The sequence below is a fragment of the Frigoribacterium sp. PhB118 genome, assembly GCF_003751725.1.
Taxonomy (GTDB): Bacteria; Actinomycetota; Actinomycetes; order Actinomycetales; family Microbacteriaceae; genus Frigoribacterium.
The window spans coordinates 366,995-387,118 of sequence record NZ_RKID01000004.1; the positions used below are offsets into that span (position 1 = coordinate 366,995).

The 20,124-nt window shown below is 72.9% G+C and carries 17 protein-coding genes; 8 read left to right on the forward strand and 9 right to left on the reverse strand.

The annotated features are described in order from the left end of the window. Window positions 1-165: 165 nt before the first annotated feature. A complete protein-coding gene (locus EDF21_RS13410) occupies window positions 166-1,191 on the forward strand; it encodes a LacI family DNA-binding transcriptional regulator (protein ID WP_123571673.1) in 1,026 nt (341 codons plus the stop codon). A gap of 63 nt (window positions 1,192-1,254) precedes the next feature. On the opposite strand, the gene EDF21_RS13415 is transcribed toward EDF21_RS13410, so the two are convergent. Genes EDF21_RS13415 through EDF21_RS13430 form a run of 4 tightly spaced genes read right to left on the reverse strand, consistent with a single transcriptional unit; the run spans window position 1,255 to window position 8,356 of the window. Beyond that, on the reverse strand, window positions 1,255-2,367 hold the full coding sequence (locus tag EDF21_RS13415) for a M20 family metallopeptidase (protein WP_123571674.1): 1,113 nt from the start codon (window positions 2,365-2,367) through the stop codon (window positions 1,255-1,257). 15 nt (window positions 2,368-2,382) lie between these two features. Then, the gene (locus EDF21_RS13420; protein WP_199736370.1) at window positions 2,383-3,687 is read right to left on the reverse strand and encodes a M1 family metallopeptidase; all 1,305 of its coding nucleotides are present in this window, start codon (window positions 3,685-3,687) and stop codon (window positions 2,383-2,385) included. Then, complete coding sequence (locus EDF21_RS13425; RefSeq protein ID WP_192122861.1) at window positions 3,684-7,676, reverse strand: Pls/PosA family non-ribosomal peptide synthetase; 3,993 nt, start codon at window positions 7,674-7,676, stop codon at window positions 3,684-3,686. Before EDF21_RS13425 ends, EDF21_RS13420 begins: the two co-directional genes overlap by 4 nt. After that, a complete protein-coding gene (locus EDF21_RS13430) occupies window positions 7,673-8,356 on the reverse strand; it encodes a 4'-phosphopantetheinyl transferase superfamily protein (RefSeq protein WP_148053711.1) in 684 nt (227 codons plus the stop codon). The genes EDF21_RS13425 and EDF21_RS13430 overlap by 4 nt, the downstream gene beginning before the upstream one ends. Before the next feature lie 152 nt (window positions 8,357-8,508). Here EDF21_RS13430 and EDF21_RS13435 point away from each other — a divergent pair, with 152 nt between their 5' ends. The 3 genes from EDF21_RS13435 (at window position 8,509) to EDF21_RS13445 (ending at window position 10,030) form a co-directional block, all read left to right on the forward strand. Beyond that, window positions 8,509-8,778, forward strand: a complete 270-nt coding sequence (locus EDF21_RS13435) for a hypothetical protein (protein WP_123571676.1) — start codon at window positions 8,509-8,511, stop codon at window positions 8,776-8,778. A 70-nt stretch (window positions 8,779-8,848) separates the two neighbouring features. Next, a complete protein-coding gene (locus EDF21_RS13440) occupies window positions 8,849-9,325 on the forward strand; it encodes a Rho termination factor N-terminal domain-containing protein (protein ID WP_056043030.1) in 477 nt (158 codons plus the stop codon). 72 nt (window positions 9,326-9,397) lie between these two features. After that, complete coding sequence (locus tag EDF21_RS13445) at window positions 9,398-10,030, forward strand: Pr6Pr family membrane protein (protein WP_123571678.1); 633 nt, start codon at window positions 9,398-9,400, stop codon at window positions 10,028-10,030. Between the two features lie 212 nt (window positions 10,031-10,242). On the opposite strand, the gene EDF21_RS13450 is transcribed toward EDF21_RS13445, so the two are convergent. Further along, window positions 10,243-10,815: a YdeI family protein gene (locus EDF21_RS13450; protein WP_123571679.1), complete on the reverse strand. Its 573-nt coding sequence runs from the start codon at window positions 10,813-10,815 to the stop codon at window positions 10,243-10,245. Between the two features lie 92 nt (window positions 10,816-10,907). After that, window positions 10,908-11,540 (reverse strand): LysE/ArgO family amino acid transporter, encoded by a 633-nt coding sequence (locus tag EDF21_RS13455; protein ID WP_123571680.1) that lies wholly within the window; start codon window positions 11,538-11,540, stop codon window positions 10,908-10,910. A gap of 69 nt (window positions 11,541-11,609) precedes the next feature. Between EDF21_RS13455 and EDF21_RS13460 the strand changes: the two genes are divergently transcribed. Then, entirely contained in the window at window positions 11,610-12,557 is a 948-nt protein-coding gene (locus EDF21_RS13460; RefSeq protein ID WP_123571681.1) for a LysR family transcriptional regulator ArgP, read from the forward strand. Window positions 12,558-12,735: 178 nt separating this feature from the next. On the opposite strand, the gene EDF21_RS13465 is transcribed toward EDF21_RS13460, so the two are convergent. Then, window positions 12,736-14,946 (reverse strand): NADP-dependent isocitrate dehydrogenase, encoded by a 2,211-nt coding sequence (locus tag EDF21_RS13465; RefSeq protein ID WP_123571682.1) that lies wholly within the window; start codon window positions 14,944-14,946, stop codon window positions 12,736-12,738. Between the two features lie 121 nt (window positions 14,947-15,067). Continuing rightward, entirely contained in the window at window positions 15,068-15,709 is a 642-nt protein-coding gene (locus EDF21_RS13470) for a GNAT family N-acetyltransferase (RefSeq protein WP_233568502.1), read from the reverse strand. Between the two features lie 92 nt (window positions 15,710-15,801). Here EDF21_RS13470 and EDF21_RS13475 point away from each other — a divergent pair, with 92 nt between their 5' ends. The 3 genes from EDF21_RS13475 to EDF21_RS13485 all read left to right on the forward strand — a co-directional run bounded on the left by EDF21_RS13475 (window position 15,802) and on the right by EDF21_RS13485 (window position 18,625). Then, window positions 15,802-16,464, forward strand: coding sequence for a TetR/AcrR family transcriptional regulator (locus tag EDF21_RS13475; protein WP_056043049.1), 663 nt, complete (start codon window positions 15,802-15,804; stop codon window positions 16,462-16,464). A 56-nt stretch (window positions 16,465-16,520) separates the two neighbouring features. Continuing rightward, window positions 16,521-17,063: a GNAT family N-acetyltransferase gene (locus EDF21_RS13480; RefSeq protein WP_199736372.1), complete on the forward strand. Its 543-nt coding sequence runs from the start codon at window positions 16,521-16,523 to the stop codon at window positions 17,061-17,063. Window positions 17,064-17,269: 206 nt separating this feature from the next. Continuing rightward, entirely contained in the window at window positions 17,270-18,625 is a 1,356-nt protein-coding gene (locus EDF21_RS13485; RefSeq protein WP_123571683.1) for an APC family permease, read from the forward strand. Between the two features lie 82 nt (window positions 18,626-18,707). Here EDF21_RS13485 and EDF21_RS13490 read toward each other — a convergent pair whose 3' ends face one another. Next, window positions 18,708-20,036: an ABC transporter substrate-binding protein gene (locus EDF21_RS13490; RefSeq protein ID WP_123571684.1), complete on the reverse strand. Its 1,329-nt coding sequence runs from the start codon at window positions 20,034-20,036 to the stop codon at window positions 18,708-18,710. Window positions 20,037-20,124: the final 88 nt, after the last annotated feature.

Consider the following 20,124-nt stretch of genomic DNA (forward strand, 5'->3'; position numbering starts at 1 on the left):
CCGTCGGGAACTGCGTCAAGAGTGACGCCTCCGTGTTTCGAGTGTCAACACCTTTGTGTTTCCGACGTGTAAAAGAGATCCGGGGCGGGCAATCGGTTTCCCGCGAGGGGACGATACGATGACGGCATCACCCGTCGTCCCCGGCGGCCACGCCCTGAGGAGCCCATGAACGCCGTCACCATCTCGGACGTCGCCCGCCGGGCGGGCGTCTCCGCCGCGACGGTCTCGCGCGTCATGTCGGCGTCGCGCCCGGTCGGCCGCGAGGTCGAGGCCCGCGTGCGGCTGGCGGCCGCCGAGCTGGGCTACTCGGGCAACGGCATCGCCCGCGCCCTGCGCACCCGCCGCACCGACACGGTCGGCATGGTCGTCCCGAGCATCCTCAACCCGTTCTTCACGACCCTGGTCGACAGCCTCGAGAGCGCGCTGCACGGCGAGGGCAAACAGCTGTTCCTCTGCGACTCGCGGCAGGACCCCGCCGTCGAGGCCGAGCACCTCCGGTCGCTCATCGAGCGGCACGTCGACGGCATCGTGGTCAGCCCCGTGCACGACACCGAGAGCGCGGCGGCCGTCGCCGCGTCCGCCCGGGCCGTCCCGCTGGTGCAGCTCGACCGCCGGGTCGACGTCGCCGGCACCGACTGGATCGGCCTCGACGACGCCGAGGCGATGAAGCTCGTCCTGACGCACCTCGCCGGGACCGGTGCCCGCTCGGCCGCGTTCGTGACCTCCGAGCTGACGAACTCGTCGACGACCCTGCGCCTCCGGGGCTTCCGGCACTGGGCGGCCGAACTCGGCATCCGCGAGGTGCGCGACGGGGTCGTGCTCGGCGACTACTCGGTCGACAGCGGCGACGCGGCGGCCCGCCGACTGCTGACCTCCGACGACCGCCCGGACGCCATCGTCTGCGCGGACGACCTGATCGCCATGGGCGTGCTGAGGGCGGCCCGCGAGCTCGGGGTGTCGGTGCCCGACGAGCTGCAGGTCACGGGCTTCGACGACATCGTCTTCGCCTCGTACGTGACCCCGGCCCTGACGACCCTGGCGCAGCCGACCGACCGCATGGCCGCCGAGGCGCTGCGACTGCTCTCGCTGCGGGGCTCCGACGACGGAGGACTCGGAGGTGCGCGCGTCTCGTTCGCGCCGAGGCTCGTCCGCCGGCAGAGCACGCGGTCGTCGACTCCCGAGCCCGCCTGACCCGCCTGACCCGACCGCCCCGTCGGGCCTCGGTCAGTGCCCGTCCGCCCCGTCGGGCGTCGGTCAGTGCTCGACGGCCCACCGCCCGCCGACGTGGCCGAACTGCTCGACGGCCCGCAGGACCGCCTCGACCGACACGGACTCGTCCACCGTGTGGACGACGGTGGGGTCGCCCGGGCCCCAGACCACGACGGGCACCCCGTCCTCGAGCGACCGCACGAGGACCGAGGCATCCGTGAAGTACGACGCGGGCGCCTCCGAGACCGGGGCGTCGAGCCCGGCGAGCCAGGGATGGTCGCGCGGGGTCCACACGGCGGCCAGGTCGAGGTCGACGCGGACGTCGGTCACCTCGGGCTGGCCACGCCACCAGTCGACGAGTTCGTCGACGTCGTCCCGGACGACGCGGAGGTCGATGCGCGCCTCGCAGACGTCGGGCACGATGTTCGGCACGCTGCCGCCCGAGACGACGCCGACGTTGACCGTCTCGCGCCCGAGGTCGGCATGGGACGAGAGCGGCAGGTCGTCCAGGCGCCCGAGCACGGTCACCAGGTCGAGGATCGCGTTGTGGCCCCGCTCGGGCGTGCTGCTGTGCGCGGCGACGCCCGAGGTGCGGACGGTCGCCCAGAGGGCGCCGCGGTGACCGAGCACGACCTGCCCGTCGGTCGACTCGGGGATCACCACGGCCCCCACGCGCAGGCCCGCGAGCAGGTCGACGACGGCAGGAGCCCCGAGGCAGCCGACCTCCTCACCGGTCGAGACGGCGAGCGCGACGGGTGCACCCTGGCGCAGGAGGTCCCGCACGGCGACGATCGAGGCGGCCAGGCCGGACTTCATGTCCGAGGCACCCCGCCCGTACAGGCGGTCGCCGACGACGGTCGAGGCGAAGGGATCGTGGGTCCAGGCCGAGGCGTCGGTCACCGGCACGACGTCGGCGTGCGACGCGAAGACGAGCAGCGGCCGGTCGACGGCGACGGACGTCGGCGAGACCAGGAGGGCCGCGGGCTCGCCGTCGGCCCCGGGGGCGAAGGCGACCCGCGCCTCCTCGACGCCCTCGAACTCCGCGGCGACGCGGCGCAGGACGGCCGCCTCGCCCGGTGAGCCGCTGGTCGAGTCGATCGCGACGAGGTCGCGGAGCAGGGCGATCACGGGCGGTGCGGACAGCGTCGGGGCGGTCATGCCGTCACGTTATCGTCACGGCGACGGCGGCAGGGCCCGCTCGTCGAGCCAGGGACGCAGCAGCGGTCCGACGGGGTGGCCGGAGACGCGGGTGGCGAGGGCGACGAAGTCGGCCGTGGTCGCCACGCCGTGTCGGTGCTCGGCGGTCCAGGCACGCAGCACGTCGAAGAACGCGACGTCGCCGACCGCCGAGCGCAGCGCGTGCACCGCGAGCGCCCCGCGCTTGTAGACGCGATCGTCGAACATCAGGTCGGGGCCGGGGTCGCCGACGAGCAGGTCGCGGGGCAGACCGGCCAGCCGCGCGCGGGTCTGGGCGGCGATGCGCGCGGCCGACGGACCGCCCGAGGCCTCGGACCAGATCCACTCGGCGTAGCAGGCGAAGCCCTCGTTCAGCCAGATGTCGCGCCAGGTCGTCAGGCCCACGCTGTTGCCGAACCACTGGTGCGCCAGTTCGTGCGCGATCAGCCGACGCGACCCGCCCGCCCCGTCGGCGTGGTTCGCCCCGAAGATCGCGAGGCCCTGGGCCTCGAGCGGGATCTCGAGGTCGTCGTCGGTGACGACCACCGAGTACGACGCGAAGGGGTACGGACCGAACCGCTCGACGAAGCAGGCCATCATGTCGGCCACCTCGCCGAAGTCACGACCGATGCGGGACCGCATCGCGGGCACCCCGGCGAAGACGCCGGGCACCCCCGCGAGCACGACCGGCACCAACTCGTAGCGGCCGATCTGCACCGTCGCGAGGTACGTCGCCGTGGGCTCGGGCTGCTCGTAGACCCAGGTCGTGCGGCCGGACCGCGTGTGCCGGTCGGTCAGCTCACCGTGGGCGACGACGGCGTAGGGCTGCTCGGTCGTGACCTGCACCCGGTAGGTCGCCTTGTCCGCCGGGTCGTCGTTGCACGGGAACCAGGTCGCCGCCCCGTTCGGCTGCGAGGCGACGAGTGCGCCGTCGGTCAGCTCCTCCCAGCCGAGGGTGCCCCAGCGGGTGCGGCGGGGTGCGGGCGAGCCCGCGTACTCGACGACCACCTCGACCGGCTCACCCCGCACGGTCTCCTCGGGCAGCGTCACCGTGAGCTTCGTCGCCGACTGCGCGTGACGCGCCTTGCGCCCGTCCACCCGCACCTTCGCGGCACGGAGGCGGAGCAGGTCGAACACGAGCGTGCGGACGGCCTCGGTCGGCACGACCGTCAGCGTCGCCACGCCGTCCAGTCGGTTCGTCGCCACGCGGTACCCGACCACGAGGTCGTACGAGCGCACGCCGTACCCGGTGTTGCCGCTCTCGGGCGTGTAGCCGTCCGGGGTCGCCGCCGGACCGGTCACTGCGAGACGGCGTGGTAGTCCGCGAACGTGACGTCCCGCCACGGGCCGATCGGGTTGCCGCTCCACCGGCTGCCGACGGGGACGACCTCGCCGCGCATGACGAGCGACGCGGGACCGACCGTGGCGTGTTCGCCCAGACGGGCCGCGGGCAGCACGACGCTGTGGGGTCCGAGGGTCGAGCCCGCGGCCAGGGTGACGGTGTCCATGCTCATGATTCGATCATGGAACAGGTGGGTCTGCACGACGCATCCTCGATTCACCGTCGACGCGTCGTCGAGTCGCACCAGGTCGGCCTCGGGCAACCAGTAGCTGTCGGTCCACACGCCGCGACCGATCGAGGCCCCGAGCGAGCGCAGCCACCACACGAGGGCCGGGGTGCCGGCCGCCGCGTGGGCGAACCAGGGGGCCGCGCACATCTCGGTGAAGGTGTCGGACACCTCGCTGCGCCAGACGAACGACGACCAGAGCGGGTGCTCGCCGGCCCGGATGCGCCCGACGAGCGCCCACTTGGCGAGCGTCGTGACCCCGGCGGCCGCCGCCCCGACGGCGAGCATCACGACGCCGCCGACCGCGGCCGTCGCGCCGACCCCGATCGCGTCGACCAGCGCCCACAGTCCGACGACCAGGCCGAGGCCGATGCCGCAGGTGACGACGACGGGCACGATCCGGCTGAGCTCCCACGCGATGCGGGCCACCCGGAGGTGCGTGGCCGGGCGGAAGGTGCGGGTCTCGTCGGCGACGGCGACCGTGCGGCGCAGGCGCACCGCGGGTGAACCGAGCCACGACGACCCCGCCTTGGACTTGCGCGGAGCCGACGAGAGCACGGCCACCAGACCGTCCTTCGGCACCTTGTGGCCCGGGGCGGTCATGCCCGAGTTGCCCAGGAACGCCCGCCGACCGATCTCGGCCCGGGCCACGCGCAGCCAGCCGCCGCCGAGCTCGTACGACGCCACGAGCGTGTCGTCCGCCAGGAAGGCTCCGTCGCGGACGGTCGTCATCGACGGCAGCAGCAGGACGGTCGACGCCTCGACGTCCCGCCCGATCTCGGCCCCGAGCAGGCGCAGCCAGACCGGCGTGAACAGGCTCGAGTAGAGCGGGAACAACAGGGTGCGCGACAGGTCGAGCAGGCGTTCGGTGCTCCAGACCTGCCAACCGACCCTCGACCGCACCGCGAAGGTGCCCTCGGTCACCCCGAGGGCCCACAGCCGGGTGAGTGCGACGACCAGCACGGCGGCCACCAGCCCGGCCACGAGCGTGCCCGGCACCAGGAGGGCGAGGGCCCGCCACCACGCGTCCGTCAGCGAACCCGCACCCCGCACGCCGAGCGCGACGACCGCGCCTCCTGCGCTCAGCGACGCCACCGGCAGCAACGCGACGACGACGGCCGACGCCCCGTAGGCGACGAACCACCGGGTGGGTGCCGGGGGTCGGTCCTCCGGCCACCAGGCGCGAGTGCGGCCGATGCGTTCGGCCGGCGAACCGGCCCAGTGCTGACCCGAGGGCACCCGCCCGAAGACCGCGGACCCGGGCGCGATCGAGGCGTCCTTGCCGATCCGGGTGCCGGGCAGCAGGGTGCTCCGCATGCCGATCGTGCTGCCCGCACCGATGCGGATCGCCCCGATGCGGACGACGTCGCCGTCGATCCAGTGCCCGGCCAGGTCGACCTCGGGCTCGACCGACGCCCCGCGACCGATGCGCAGCATGCCGGTGACGGGCGGCAGCGCGTGCAGGTCGACGTCGGGTGCGATGCGAGCCCCGAGGGCCCGCGCGTAGTAACTGATCCACGGGGCGCCGGCGAGCCCGACCGCCCCGATCTGGTGCGCGACCTGCTCGGCCAGCCAGAGCCTCAGGTGCACGCTGCCGCCGCGCGGATGATCGCCCGCCTCGACCCCCCGGAGGAGGAGGCGCGAGGCCAGCACCGAGATCGCCATGCGTCCCGGCGGGGTCGCGAACACGAGGATCGCGACGACGAGCAGCCCGCCGTCGACCGCCGGCAGGGCGTCGAACCCGCTCCACCAGCGCAGCACGGTGCTCGCGGTCAGGGCGTAGGTCAGCCAGCGCGCACCCGACAGCACGAGGAGGGGCACCCCGAGCAGGGTCTGTAGCCATTGGGTGCGGCGCGGGGTCGGCACCGACCGGTGGAACACGGCCGGCGGGGCCTCGTCGTCGACGTCCGCCACCGTCAGCGCCTCGGCCAGCGCGCCGAGCCGGGGGTGCGAGTAGATCTCGGCGACGGTGAACTCCGGGTCGAGCTCGCGCAGCCGGGCCACGAGCTGGGCGGCGGCCAGCGATCCCCCGCCCAGGTCGAAGAAGTTCGCGTCGGCGTCCGGGACGGGTACGCCGAGGACCTCGCGCCAGCGGTCGGCGACGAGCTGCTCGACCGGGGTCATCGAACCGGCACCGTCGGGCCGGCCACCTCTCCCGTCGCCACCGGTCGACGAGTCGACCAACGGCCAGGGCAGCGCGTCGCGGTCGATCTTGCCCGACGTCTTCGTCGGCAGGTCGCCGGTGACCAGCGCCAGCAGCGGCACCAGCGCGGCCGGCAGTCCGTCCCGGAGGCGGGCGAGGGCGGCGCCTCGGTCGAAGGTCTCGGCCGACGCGACCGCGAGGTAGCCGACGAGCACCTGGTTGCCGGCCGCCGTCGTCCGCACCGCCGCGGCGGCGCCGCCGACCCCGGGCAGGGCCTGCAGCGCGGTCTCGATCTCCCCGAGCTCGATCCGGCGCCCGCCGACCTTGACCTGGTCGTCGGCCCGCCCCTGGAACACGAGTCCGGCCCGGTCGAACCGCACCAGGTCACCGCTGCGATAGGCGCGCTGCCAACCGAGCTGCTCGTGCGGGGCGTACTTCTCCGCGTCCTTGGCGGGGTCGAGGTAGCGGGCCAGGCCGACGCCGCCGATGATCAGCTCGCCCACCTCGCCCTCCGCGACCGGGTCGCCCTCGGCGTCGACGACGGCCACGTCCCACCCGTCGAGCGGCAGACCGATCCTCACCGTCTCTCCGGCACGCACCAGCGCCCCGGTGGCCACCACGGTCGACTCGGTCGGCCCGTAGGTGTTCCACACCTCGCGGTCGTCGCCGACGACCCGGTCGACGATCTCGGGCGGGAGCGCTTCTCCGCCGAAGATCAGCAGCCGGACGCTCTCGAGGGCCTCGTCCGGCCAGAGGGCCGCGAGGGTCGGCACGGTCGAGACGACGGTGATGCCGTGGGTGACGAGCCACGGCCCGAGATCGGCACCCGACCGGACGAGGCTGCGAGGGGCCGGCACCAGGCAGGCGCCACTGCGCCAGGCCAGCCACATCTCCTCGCACGAGGCGTCGAACGCGACCGACAGTCCGGCCAGCACCCGGTCGCCCGGTCCGAGCGGATCGAGCCCGGGCGACGAGAGGAACATCCTCGCCTCGGCGTCGGCCAGGGCGGCCGCCGAGCGATGACTCGCGGCGACGCCCTTCGGCGTGCCGGTCGAGCCCGAGGTGAAGATCACCCAGGCGTCGTCGTCCGGGGTCGGCGACCGGTCGTCGTCGGCGAGCGCCGTGCCCCGCCCGCTGACGTGCCCGGCCGGTGCGGCGAGCACGAGGCTGTCGGGTCGGTCGGCGTCACGCGGGGTGAAGCGTCCCCCCGCCGAGACGATGCCCACGACACCGGCCTCGCCGAAGACCAGGGCGGCCCGCTCGTCGGGGTCGTCGGCGTCGACCGGCACGTAGGCGGCCCCGGCGGCCAGGACGGCGAGGATCGTCAGGTAGAGCGACGAGTCGCCCGAGGGCATGCGCACGCCCACCCGGTCGCCGCGGCGCACCCCGGCGTCGGCGAGCGCGCGCGAAGCGGCTCCGACGCGGACGACGAGTTCCGCGTAGCTCCACGCGCCCCGCTCGTCCTCGAGGGCCGAGGCGTCCGGGTGCTCGAGCGCCGTGGCCCGCAGGACGTCGACGAGCGTCCGGGGTGCGGGGGCCGCGGGCGAACCGGCGATCACGCCGGGCAGTGTCTGGCTCACGGCCGCACGGTAGGGACCCCAGGTGTCACGTCGGTGAACTCGACCGCGTCCAGGGCCGGACCGGCGACGGCGAGGAGGACCCCGGTCGCCGAGCGCCGGTCGTGGACCAGTCCGCGTCGACCGTCCGTGGTCGTGCCCCCGGGCCCGGGCCCCAGACGGAGCGCCGACATCGCGGTGGTCAGCCCCTCCCCCGTCGACTTGAGCAGCGCCTCCTTCCGCACCCAGGCGCGCAGCACGTCCACGTCGACGTCCTCGGGGCACACGTCGGGCCGGAGGTGCTCAAGCGCACCGGCCGGACGGGCCCCTTCGACGTCGACGCCCACGGGCGCCCCGGCCCGCACCGCCACGGCGGCCCAGCGACCGCTCCGGCTGAGGCTCACGTGCAGGTCGTCCGACGGCACCGGCACCGGCCGACCGTGCGGACCACCGCACGAGCGACAGGCTTCGCGTCCGAACTCGATCGACCCGGCCTCCCGGCCCGTCACGGACGAGAGCAGGAGGCGCAGCGCACGATGCGAGGCCAGGTACCGACGCGCGTCGGTCGCGTCCACGAAGGCCGCCGCGCGGACCCGCTCGTGCGCGTCGCAGACCTCGCTCGCCGGAGGCGCGCCGGCGTCGCGTTCTCGGCCGAGGTCGAGGTCGAGGTCGAGGTCGACCAGCCACACCCGCGCGCCCGTCACGGCAGGCGAGCCTAGCCGCGACCGCACTCGCGCCGCGGGTCCGTTCACCTGCCGTTCTCCGGGTGGGGTGATGATCCGGTCGGCGTCCGTGACCACTCCCGACCGGTCCGGGACGCCCCGCCACCCGTTTCCCTCACCCGAGAGGCCCCCGCATGGCCAAGAAGATCCCCACCGCGCTCGCCGAACTCGTCGACGCCCTCGAGCACCACGCCGAGGTCGTCACGGCGAAGTCGTCGTCGTCCAAACGGCTCGGTCGCGCCACCGCGAAGGTGCGCCGCGCCTCGGCCGCCTACACCGAGGTGGTGGCCGCCCGCACGGGGCAGCCGAACCCGTTCGTGGACTTCCTCGATCCCGAGACGATCGAGTCGCTCCGTGCCGAGCGGGACCGCATCGCGAGCGGCAAGACGACGCCGGTCGACTGACAGCCGTCCCAGGTGGGCGTGCCACGCTCACAGGCACGATTTCCGCACGTTCGAGAGAGGGGCCGATCCCGTGGCCGACCAGAAGAAGCTCAAGAAATCCGCCGCCAAGGCCTACGACAAGGCCGAGGACGCCGTCACCGATGCCCGCGCCGCGGTCGCCGAGGCCAAGCGTCGCGCCAAGAAGCTCGCCAAGAAGAGCCGCCCGTCGGTGAAGCCGCTCGAGAACGCCCTCGACGACGCCACGTCCGGCTTGAAGGACGCCAAGAAGACGGCCAAGGGTGCCGTGCAGGGCTCGAAAGGTTCGTCGTCGAGCGGTTCGTCGTCGAGCACGTCGTCCGCCACCCCGGCCGAGCCGCGCTCGATCTACACGCCGCCCCTGCCCGAGGTCGACGAGACCACCGTCCAGCTGTCCGACGGTCACGACGCCCACGTCGACCTGCACGCGCAGACCCTCGTCGCGCTGCGCGCCCTCGCCCGCACCAAGGGCATCACGAACGTGTCGCGTCACACCAAGGCGACCCTGATCGAGAAGATCGAGCAGGCCTGACCCGGACGCCGGCGTCGACCCGATGACCTCGTGAGCGGCTACGGGTCGGCTCCGCCTCACTAGGGTGAGGACATGACGCGCGCTCAGCTCATGGTCCCGTACCGGTTCGTCTTCGCCGCGCTCGCCCTCGTGGCCGTCTCCGCCCAGTTCGCGGACACCCTCGAGAACGACTACAGCGTCGTCAACTTCTTCTCGTTCTTCACGAACCTGAGCAACCTGTTCGCCGTCGTGGTCTTCACCGTCGGCGGCGTCCGGACGCTGCGCCGCCGTCCCGGCAGCCGGGCCTGGGACGTCGTCCGGCTGATCGCGGTCGTGAACATGGTGTTCGTCGGCCTCGTCTTCAACCTGCTGCTGACCGAGGTGGCCGGCGGCGTGCTGCCCTGGGTCAACGTCGTCGTGCACATGGTGATGCCCGTCGCCGTGCTGGTCGACTGGCTCGTGTTGCCCGTCGGCCGTCGCCTGCCCTGGGCCGCTGCGGGCCTCGGCCTCGTCGTGCCCGTCCTCTACAGCGTGTACTCGCTCGTCCGCGGCGCCGTCACGTCGTTCTACCCCTACCCCTTCTACGACCCGGAGGCGCTGGGCGGCTACGGCCCCGTGGCGCTCTACATGGTCGTGCTGCTCGTCGCACTCGCCGTGCTGTCGGTCGCGCTGGTCGGTCTGGCGCGCCTCGCCGGCCGCTTCTGGAAGCAGCGCTCGCGCCGCTGACGCGACCCGCGCCTCCTGCGCTCGGCACGTCGCGCCGCCGCCGCGACGTCACGTCCCGCCACCCCGCCACCCCGCCACCCCGCCACCCCGCCACCCCGCCACCCCGCCACGATGTAAACAAACCGCCACGAGTTTGCGTGGCGGTTTGTTTACATCGTGGCGGGATGCGGCCATGACGCGACCCGCGCCTCCAGCGCTCGGCCTGCGGCGGCTCAGCGGTAGTGCTGCTCGCCGCGGGCGGCCGCCGCGATCACGTCGCGGATGCGGGCCGCCCGGGTCTCGGGCCGCTTCAGTGCGGCCAGCCGGAAGTACACCCGGAACCGCTCGGTCTTCGTCATCGTCGCGAAGTGCGCCGCCGCCACCGGGTCGGCGTCGAGCGCTGCCTGCAGGTCGTCAGGAGGCACGGCGTCCTTCTGGCGGTAGGCGGCGTCCCAGCGGCCGTCGTCCTTCGCCCGGTCGACCTCGGCCTGTCCCGCGGGGGTCATCCGCCCCTCGGCGGTCAGGCGTGCGACGTGTTCGCGGTTCACCTGGGACCAGGGGCTGTCCTTCCGCCTCGGCTGGAACGCCGTGAGCGTGAAGTCGTCGTCGAGCCGGCTGGTCTGGCCGTCGATCCAGCCGTGGCAGAGCGCGACGTCGAGGGCCTCGGACCACGTCATGCCCGGCTTCGTCGACCGCACCTTGCGGAGCGTCAGTCGCACCCCGCCCACGTCGGGGTCGCCCTCGAGGTACTCGCGCCACTGCTCGACCGTCACGTCGAGCACGGGCTTGTCGGCGAAGCTGACCATGCGGCGACCCTACCGGCGGCGAGACGTCACGACGTGCCGCCGACCTGCGGAACCGAGCGGCCCGTCCCGACCCCTCGAGGGGCGGCCGGCCGTCAGAGCCCGAACAGCAGCCGCAGCCCGAGGGCGACCATCACGACGGCGATCACCGCGTCGAGCACCCGCCACGCGACCGGCTTCGCGAACAGGGGACGTAGGAGGCGCGCACCGAACCCCAGCGCCGAGAACCACACGAGACTGCCCGTGACGGCCCCGCCCGCGAACCACCACCGCAGCTCGGGCGGCTGGTGGTTCGCGACCGAGCCGAGGAACACGATCGTGTCGAGGTAGGTGTGCGGGTTCAGCCAGGTGAAGGCGAGGGCGCCCAGGACGGCCGGGACGACCCGCGCGGGCGGCGCGCCGGCCTCGACCGTGAGCGCGCCCACGGGCCGGATCGCGCGCTTTGCGGCGAAGGCGCCGTAGACCAGCAGGAACCCCGCTCCGACGATCCGCACGACGACGACCGCCTGAGGCGCGGCCTCGACGAGCGCGCCGACCCCGGCCACCCCGGCGCTGATCAGCACGGCGTCGCTCACCGCGCAGACCACGACGACCGGCACGACGACGCGGGTCACGGCCTGGAGCCCGACGCGCAGCACGTAGGCGTTCTGGGCACCGATGGCGACGATCAGGGCGAGGCTCGTACCGAAACCGAAGAGGGCGGCGGGCAGCACGGTCGCGAAGGTCATGGCGACACGCTAGGGGCGCACCAGGCCATCACGCCAACTCATGTTCGTGATGCTGCATAAGCTCGACTCATGGCCCGTTTCGCGCTCGACCAGCTCGACACCCTCCGCACCGTCGTCGACGAGGGCACGTTCGAGGCGGCGGCGAGACGCCTGCACGTCACGCAGTCCGCGGTGTCACAGCGCATCAAGCAGCTCGAACGAGCGGCCGGGCAGGTGCTGCTGCGACGCACGACACCGGTCACCACGACCGAGGCCGGTGACGTGTTGCTGCGTCACGCCCGCCAGGTCGACCTGCTCACGTCGGACGCGCTGGCCCGGCTCGGCGCCGGCCGACCCGACGGAGGGGACGACGGTGACGACCCCGTCCCCACCACCCTCCCCATCGCCGTCAACGCCGACTCGACGGCGACCTGGTTCCTCGACGCGCTGGCCGCCGTCCCGCCCACGGTGCCCGTGGTGTTCGACCTGCGCCGGGCCGACCAACAGCACACGGCCGAGCTGTTGCGATCAGGGGACGTGCTCGCCGCCGTCACCGCGACCCGGGAGCCCGTGCAGGGCTGCAGCTCGGAGCCGCTCGGCGTCATGCGCTACCGCGCGGTCGCCAGTCCGGGGTTCGTCGAGCGGTGGCTGGCCGCCCGACCGAGCGCGGGGGGAACCGCCGAGCGCGGGGGCCTCCACGGTCGGCTCGATCGTGCCCCGATGGTGGTCTTCGACCGCGCCGACGACCTGCAGCACGACTTCGCGCGCCGGCTCACCGGTCACGAGCCGCTCGCGCCCCGGCACCACGTGCCCGCCTCGGCCGACTTCGCCCGGGCCGTCGTGCTCGGCCTCGGCTGGGGCATGCTGCCCGAGGCGCAGGCCGGCCCCGAACTCGACGCCGGCCGTCTGGTCGAACTGGCCGCCGGCGACCCGGTCGACGTGCCGCTCTTCTGGCAGCGCTGGACCCTCGCCTCGCCCCTCCTCGAGGCCGTCACCGACGCCGTCCGTGCCACCGCCCGCCACGCCCTGCACCCCTGACGCCCCGCCTCGCCGGTCGGGTGGTCGCGAATCGTCCTTCGCGCGCCCCCGAAGGACGATTCGCGACCAGTCGACGACCGACCGGACGACGGCCCGACCCGACGGACGACGGGAGGCGCGGTGCCGACGGGCACCGCGCCTCCTGTTCTCGAGCGACCTGCGCCCGGCGACCGACGACCTACAGCGTCGCGAGCGCCTCGTTCAGCGTGCGCGACGGGCGCATCACGGCTTCGGTCTTGGCTGCGTCGGGGTGGTAGTAGCCCCCGATGTCGACGGCCGTGCCCTGGGGCTCGATCAGTTCGGCGACGATCGCCTCTTCGGCCCCGCCGAGGGTGGCGGCCAGCCCGGCGAAGGCGGCGGCCAGTTCGGCGTCGTCGGTCTGGGCGGCGAGCTCGTCGGCCCAGTACTTGGCCAGGTAGAAGTGGCTGCCGCGGTTGTCGATCGAGCCGAGCTTGCGACCGGGCGACTTGTTCTCGTCGAGGAAGGTGCCGGTGGCGCGGTCGAGCGTGTCGGCGAGGATCTGCGCCCGCGCGTTGTCGGTCGACGTCGCGAGGTGCTCGAAGCTGACCGCGAGGGCGAGGAACTCGCCCAGGCTGTCCCAGCGCAGGTAGTCCTGCTCGACGAGCTGCGAGACGTGCTTCGGGGCCGAACCGCCGGCACCCGTCTCGAACAGGCCGCCGCCGTTGATCAACGGCACGACCGAGAGCATCTTGGCCGAGGTGCCGAGCTCCATGATCGGGAACAGGTCGGTCAGGTAGTCGCGCAGCACGTTCCCGGTGACCGAGATGGTGTCGTCGCCACGGCGGATGCGCTCGAGCGAGAACGCCATCGCGTCGACGGGCGAGAGGATCTCGATCTGCAGGCCCTCGGTGTCGTGTTCGGCGAGGTACGTGCGGACGAGCCCGATCAGGGTCGCGTCGTGGGCACGGGTCTCGTCGAGCCAGAAGACCGCCGGGGTCTGGCTGGCGCGGGCCCGCGTGACGGCGAGCTTGACCCAGTCGCGGATCGGGACGTCCTTCGTCTGGCAGGCGCGCCAGATGTCGCCCGTGGCGACCTCGTGCTCGATGAGCGTCTCGCCCGCCTGGTCCACGACGCGGACGGTGCCGTCGCCGGGCACCTCGAAGGTCTTGTCGTGCGAGCCGTACTCTTCGGCGGCCTGCGCCATCAGGCCGACGTTCGGCACCGAGCCCATGGTCGCGGGGTCGAAGGCGCCGTTCGCACGGCAGTCGTCGAGCACGGCCTGGTAGATGCCGGCGTAGCTCGAGTCGGGGATGACGGCCAGGGTGTCGTGCTCGTCGCCGTCGGGGCCCCACATGTGGCCCGACGTGCGGATCATCGCGGGCATCGACGCGTCGACGATGACGTCGCTCGGCACGTGCAGGTTGGTGACGCCCTTGTCGGAGTCGACCATGGCGAGGTCGGGCCCGTCGGCGATCCCCTGGTCGAAGGCGGCTTTGATCTCGTCGCCGTTCGGCAGTGCCGCGAGGCCCTGCAGGATGCCGTTGAGACCGTTGGCGGGGTCGAGCCCGGCAGCCTGCAGGTCGGCACCGTACTGCTCGAAGACGCGGGGGAAGAAGGCGCGGATCACGTGGCCGAAGAGGATCGGGTCGCTGATCTTCATCATCGTGGCCTTGAGGTGGACCGAGAACAGGACGCCCTCGGCCTCGGCCCGGGCGATCTGTGCGGCCAGGAACTCGTGCAGCGCGGCGACGTGCAGCACGGTGCCGTCGACGACCTCGCCGGCCAGCACGGGGATCGACTCGCGCAGCACGCGGGTCTCGCCGTCGGTGCCGACGAACTCGATGTGCAGGGTGTCGTCGGCCGGGATGACGACCGTCTTCTCGTTCGAACGGAAGTCGTCGACGCCCATGGTCGCGACGTTCGTCTTCGAGTCGGCCGTCCAGGCGCCCATGCGGTGCGGGTGCTTGCGGGCGTAGTTCTTGACCGAGAGCGGAGCACGACGGTCGCTGTTGCCCTCGCGCAGCACGGGGTTGACCGCGCTGCCCTTGACCTTGTCGTACCGGGCCTTGACGTCGCGCTCGGCGTCGGTCGAGGGCGAGTCGGGGTAGTCGGGCAGGTCGTAGCCCTGCGACCGGAGTTCGGCCACGGCGGCCTTGAGCTGCGGCATCGAGGCCGAGATGTTCGGAAGCTTGATGATGTTGGCCTCGGGCGTCTTCGCCAGGGCCCCCAGCTCGGCGAGGGCGTCGCCCTGGCGCTGCTCGTCGGTGAGGCGCTCGGGGAACTGGCTGATGATGCGGGCCGCCAGCGAGATGTCGCGGGTCTCGACGTCGACCCCCGCGGTCTTGGCGTAGGCCTGGATGATGGGCAGGAACGAGTAGGTCGCCAGCATGGGCGCCTCGTCGGTCAGCGTGTAGATGATCTTCGCCATGCGGCAGGTGCTCCCTCGTTGTCGGGCATGCGTGTGCTCGGTGGTGCTGCCTCTACGCTACCGCGCAGAAGTCTCTCGACATGAAGATACATGCCCGGTCTGGACGGCCCGCCCACGCGGCTCAGGTCGTCCGTGTCGCCGGGCGCCACATCGCCGCGGGCGTCGCGCCCGGCAGCCCGCCGATCGGGCCCAGCTCGACGAAGCCCAGGCGCCGGTAGAGCGCCCGGTTCCGCTCGGTCGACGACTCGAGGTAGGCGGCGCCGCCCGTCTCGTCGATCGCCGCGAGGCGGTGCTCGATCAACGAGGTGCCCACGCCGAGCCCCCGGGCCGCGTCGCCGACCGCGATCTCGCCGAGGTACCAGTGCGGCAGCCGCGGCCGGGGCGCCGCCAGGGTCGCCTGGTGGCGGGCCGCCGGCACGAGCCCGCCGAGTCCGAGCGCCCGCAGGTACCGCGGCAGCTGCCCGAGCTCCGCGAACGACACCGGCAGGCGCAGCGGCGAGGACGGTCGGGGGCGCGGCGCCTCCCAGACGGCCGCCCCCACGACGTCCCGGCCGGCGTCCGCCACGGCCACGTCGACCGTGCGACGGCCCGCCGGGATCGACCGCATCATCGCGGAGAAGAGGTCGACCAGACGGGCATGGCGCCGCCGCCCGCGCGGGACGAACCCGAGCATGACGGGATCGTCGCGGAACCCCTCGGCGAGCACGGCGGCGGCCGCGTCCAGCTGGTCCGGGCGGGCGGCGGTGATGGTCACGTCGGGCACGGTGTCTCCTCGAATGATTCGTCATGATTGACGGATTCGTCAGTCGTGACAGAATGTAGCGAGACATCCCGCCCGACACGTGAGAGGCCGCTGTGAAACCGGACGACGAGGAGGCGCGGGTCGCCCCCTCGAGGACGTCCCGCCGCACGCGCGACACGCGTCGCAAGCTTGTCGAGGCCGGCGTCGTCCTCTTGCGGCGGGCCGACTACGCCGCCGTCCCCGTCGCCGAGATCACGCAGCTGGCCGATGTCGGCCTCGGCACGTTCTACAACCACTTCGCCGGCAAGGACGCGTTGTTCGACGAGGCCGTGCAGACCGTGCTCGACGCGCAGACCGAGCGCATGGCGACGCTCGGGCGCGCGGACGACTCCCCCGTGACGACCGCGGCGATCGCGATGCACGTGGTCCTCGGGCTGGCCGAGAGCGACCCGGCCGTGGCCGTGGTCGTCGCGCGCAACGGCCTGCGCCTGCTCGACGCCGAGGCCGCGCTGGTGCCGCAGGCACGGGCTCTCGTGCAGGCCGGGCAGGCGGCGGGCTCCTTCGCCGAGCTGGACGTCGACCTGGCGCTGTCCCTGGTCGGCGGCAGCCTCCTCGGCGGGCTGCACACCTGGTGGTCGAACCCCGAACTCGTCACCCCCGCGTGGACGGTCGAGCTGGTCGCCCGCGTGCTCGTGGCCCTCGGGTGCGACCTCGGGGACGCTCGCCGCGCCTCCTCGTCCGGTCTCGACCGGGTGACCGGGCGCGACGCGGGCTGACGCACCGGGCCGCACCGGGCCGAGCCGCACCTCGCCTGATCGGCGAAGATGGTCCGGTGACCACTCCGGCGCCCGCGACGAGCATCGAACCCCGCCCCTACGACCACCCCGACGTGCAGCAGCTCGTCGAGGGACTGCAAGAGCTGTACGTCGAGTTCTACGGCGGGCGCGACGACAGCCCGATCGACCGCTCCGAGTTCGAGCTGCCGAGGGGCACGTTCGCGGTGGCCTACGAGGCCGGCGAGCCCGTGGCGCTCGGCGCCTGGCGCCTGCTGCCCGACGGACGGGCCGAGCTGAAGCGGATGTACGTGCGGCCCGACCGGCGCGGGCACGGCCTGTCCCGGCTCGTGCTGCACTGGCTCGAACGGTCGGCCGCACACGCCGGCGTCACCGAGATGGTGATCGAGACCAACGTGGCCCACGACACCGCGATCCGCCTCTACGAGTCGGCCGGCTACCGGCCGATCGCGGCCTACGGCCACTACGCGGACGACGAGGGCACGGTGTCGCTCGGCCGCACCCTGGACGGCACCCCGACGCACGGGGCCGGGCTCGCCGAGGCGGCCGGGCCGTCGGACGCCGCCCGCCCCACCGACTGAGCGGGCCGCGACGCCCGACCGGGGCGGCTCGACGCAGCGATCCGGTCGCCCCGACACGGCGACCCGACCGACCCCGTCGGCCAGCTCATGGCCCACGAGGCGACCGTTCGTCAACCCCCGGCCGGCACTCGGCCCCCGACGGCTCGGTCGTGCTTCGTTCGTCGGCGAGGCCTGCGCACCCCGCCCGGCCCGATCGAGGAGGACCCATGGCCGAGCCGGCGACCCGCGACGTCTCGCAGCCCCCGACCGGAGACCCGGCCGTCGGGCAGTCCAAGCTCAAGCAGGCGATCACGGGCCCGCTGCTCTACCTCTTCATCCTCGGCGACGTGCTCGGAGCCGGGATCTACGCCCTGATGGGAACCCTGTCGGCCGAGGTCGGTGGGGCGCTCTGGGCCCCGCTCGTGCTCGCCCTGCTCCTGGCGCTGCTGACCGCGGGTTCGTACGCCGAGCTCGTCACCAAGTACCCCAAGGCAGGAGGGGCGGCGATCTTCGCCGAGAGGGCGTTCCGTCGGCCACTGGTCTCGTTCCTGGTCGGCTTCAGCATGCTGGCGGCCGGCGTGACGAGTGCGGCGGGCCTCTCGCTGGCCTTCGCCGGCGACTACCTCGGCACCTTCGTCGACCTACCCCCGGTGCCGACCGCCATCGCCTTCCTGGCACTCGTCGCCCTGCTCAACGCCCGGGGCATCAGCGAGTCCTTGCGGGGCAACGTGGTCATGACCGTCGTCGAGGTGAGCGGGCTCGTCATCGTGATCGTGGTCGTGGCCGTGATGCTCGGCGGCGGGGGCGGAGACGTCTCGCGCGTCGGGGAGTTCCCCGTCGACGCGAACCCCGCCCTGGCCACGCTCGGTGCGGCGATCATCGCGTACTACTCGTTCGTCGGCTTCGAGACGAGTGCGAACGTCGCCGAGGAGGTGCGCGAACCGAGCCGGGTCTACCCCCGCGCCCTGTTCGGCGCGTTGGCGACGGCGGGCGTGGTCTACGTGCTCGTCGGGCTCGCGAGCGCCGTGGCGTTGCCGCCCGCCGAGCTCGCGGACTCGACCGGTCCCCTGCTGGCGGTCGTCGCCGCGACCGGCGTCGGCGTGCCCACCTGGGTGTTCAGCCTCATCGCCCTCGTGGCCGTCGCCAACGGCGCCCTGCTGACGATGATCATGGCGAGCCGCGTGACCTTCGGCATGGCCGAGCAGGGGCTGTTGCCCCGCTCGTTCGGTGCGGTCCTGCCCCGACGGAAGACGCCCTGGGCCGCGATCGCGGTCACCACGGCCGTCGCCATGGCGTTGACCACCGTCGGCGACATCAGCGTCCTCGCCGAGACGGTCGTCCTGTTGCTGCTGTTCGTGTTCATCAGCACGAACGTGGCCGTGCTGGTGCTGCGTCGCGACCGGGTCGACCACGCGCACTTCCGCGTCTGGACGGCCGTGCCGGTGGCCGGCGTCGCGTCCTGCCTGCTGCTGATGTCGCAGCAGAGCGGGCAGGTCTGGCTGTTCGGGGCGATCCTGCTCGCGGCGGGCACCGTGCTGCACCTCGTCGCGCGGGCGAGGAACCGGGCCACCGCGGGGCGCTGAGGCGCCGCGGACGGACACCCGCCGGAGACGCAGAGGAGGCGCGGTGCCGGGATCACCGACACCGCGCCTCCTCGGATCATCGCTACTCGACGGTGATCGACTGGGCCTTCATCGCGGCCACGGTCTTCTCCTGGCCCGACTCCAAGGCGTCGAGGAGGGTGCCGTCACCCGAGGCGGCCGCCCCGAAGCCGTCCGAGATGTCGCTGTAGGTCTGCGTCATCGTCGGTCCCCACGTGAAGGGCTGGATGTTCTCGGCGGCCTTCGCGAAGTCCTCGTAGATGGCCTGGTCGCCGTAGAACTCGACGCCCGAGGTCAGGGCCGGCAGGTCGGCACCGGTCGTGGAGGCCGGGTACAGGTTGGCCTCCTTGTTCAGCGCCTCGAGCGACTCGGTCGAGGTGTTCAGCCACACCAGGAACTTCGACGCCTCGGCGGGGTGCTCGCTGCCCTTGAAGACGACGTTCGACGATCCGCCCCAGGCGGCCGACGCGGACTCGCCGTCCTTCCACTGCGGCATGGGCGCGACGGCCCATTTGCCCGACGTGTCGGGGGCGCCGCTCGAGATGGTGTTGGCACCCCAGACGGCCGAGACCCAGGTCCAGTCCTGGTCGGTGTTGTACGCGTTGTTCCACTCGTCGGTGAAGCTCGGCAGGGTCGTGACGAGGTCCTTCGAGATGAGGTCCTGCCAGTAGTCGGCGACCTTGGTCGAGGCCTCGTCGCCCATGTCGACCTTCCAGGTGCCGTCCGCGGTGTCGAACCACTGGCCACCGGCCTGCGACACCAGACCGGCGAACTGGTTCACGTCGCCCTTGGCGAAGTTGGTGATGCTGCCGCCCATCTCCTTGATCTTCACGGCGTCCTCGGCGTACTGCTCCCACGTGGTGGGGACGTCGAGGCCGGCCTGCTCGAAGAGGTCCTTGCGGTAGTACAACGCCATGGGACCGGAGTCCTGCGGGATCGCGTAGACGGAGTCGTCCTCGCCGAAGGTGACCTGGTTCCAGAGGCCGTCGGAGTAGTCGGCCTTCGCGGCGGAGACGCCCTCGCACGAGGCGATGTTCGCCAGTCCGTCCTGCACGCGGAAGGCGGGCAGGGTGTCGTACTCGACCTGACCGATGTCGGGGGCGTTGCCGGCCTGCAGCTGGTTGAAGAAGTTCTGGTAGGTGCCGCTGTTGCCGTTCGGCACGATCGAGACCTTGACCTGGATGTCGGGGTTCTCCTCGTTCCAGAGGGCGACGACCTTGTCCATGTTCGGCACCCAGGTCGTGAAGTTCAGGGTGACCTTGCCGGAGGACGCCTCGCACGAGGCGGAGTCGCCGGAGGCGCCGTCCGAGCCGCTGCCGGAGCTGCAACCGGCGAGGGCCATGGTCGAGACCACGGCGGCCGCCGCGATCGTGAGTACTCGGGATTTCTTCATCTGGTGTCCAATCGGGGTGCGGAGCCGGAGGGGCCGGCCACGGGAGGGAACGACGTCGTTGCCTTGCGGAGAGGAGGTCGAGGAGGTG

Bases quoted from the DNA above. Each gene is read 5' to 3' on its own strand.
- EDF21_RS13455 (WP_123571680.1), bottom strand. From the start codon at position 11,540: ATGACCTTCGCGACCGTGCTGCCCGCCGCCCTCTTCGGTTTCGGTACG.
- EDF21_RS13410 (WP_123571673.1), top strand. From the start codon at position 166: ATGAACGCCGTCACCATCTCGGACGTCGCCCGCCGGGCGGGCGTCTCC.
- EDF21_RS13485 (WP_123571683.1), top strand. From the start codon at position 17,270: ATGGCCGAGCCGGCGACCCGCGACGTCTCGCAGCCCCCGACCGGAGAC.
- EDF21_RS13460 (WP_123571681.1), top strand. From the start codon at position 11,610: ATGGCCCGTTTCGCGCTCGACCAGCTCGACACCCTCCGCACCGTCGTC.
- EDF21_RS13465 (WP_123571682.1), bottom strand. From the start codon at position 14,946: ATGGCGAAGATCATCTACACGCTGACCGACGAGGCGCCCATGCTGGCG.
- EDF21_RS13435 (WP_123571676.1), top strand. From the start codon at position 8,509: ATGGCCAAGAAGATCCCCACCGCGCTCGCCGAACTCGTCGACGCCCTC.
- EDF21_RS13445 (WP_123571678.1), top strand. From the start codon at position 9,398: ATGACGCGCGCTCAGCTCATGGTCCCGTACCGGTTCGTCTTCGCCGCG.
- EDF21_RS13490 (WP_123571684.1), bottom strand. From the start codon at position 20,036: ATGAAGAAATCCCGAGTACTCACGATCGCGGCGGCCGCCGTGGTCTCG.
- EDF21_RS13415 (WP_123571674.1), bottom strand. From the start codon at position 2,367: ATGACCGCCCCGACGCTGTCCGCACCGCCCGTGATCGCCCTGCTCCGC.
- EDF21_RS13450 (WP_123571679.1), bottom strand. From the start codon at position 10,815: ATGGTCAGCTTCGCCGACAAGCCCGTGCTCGACGTGACGGTCGAGCAG.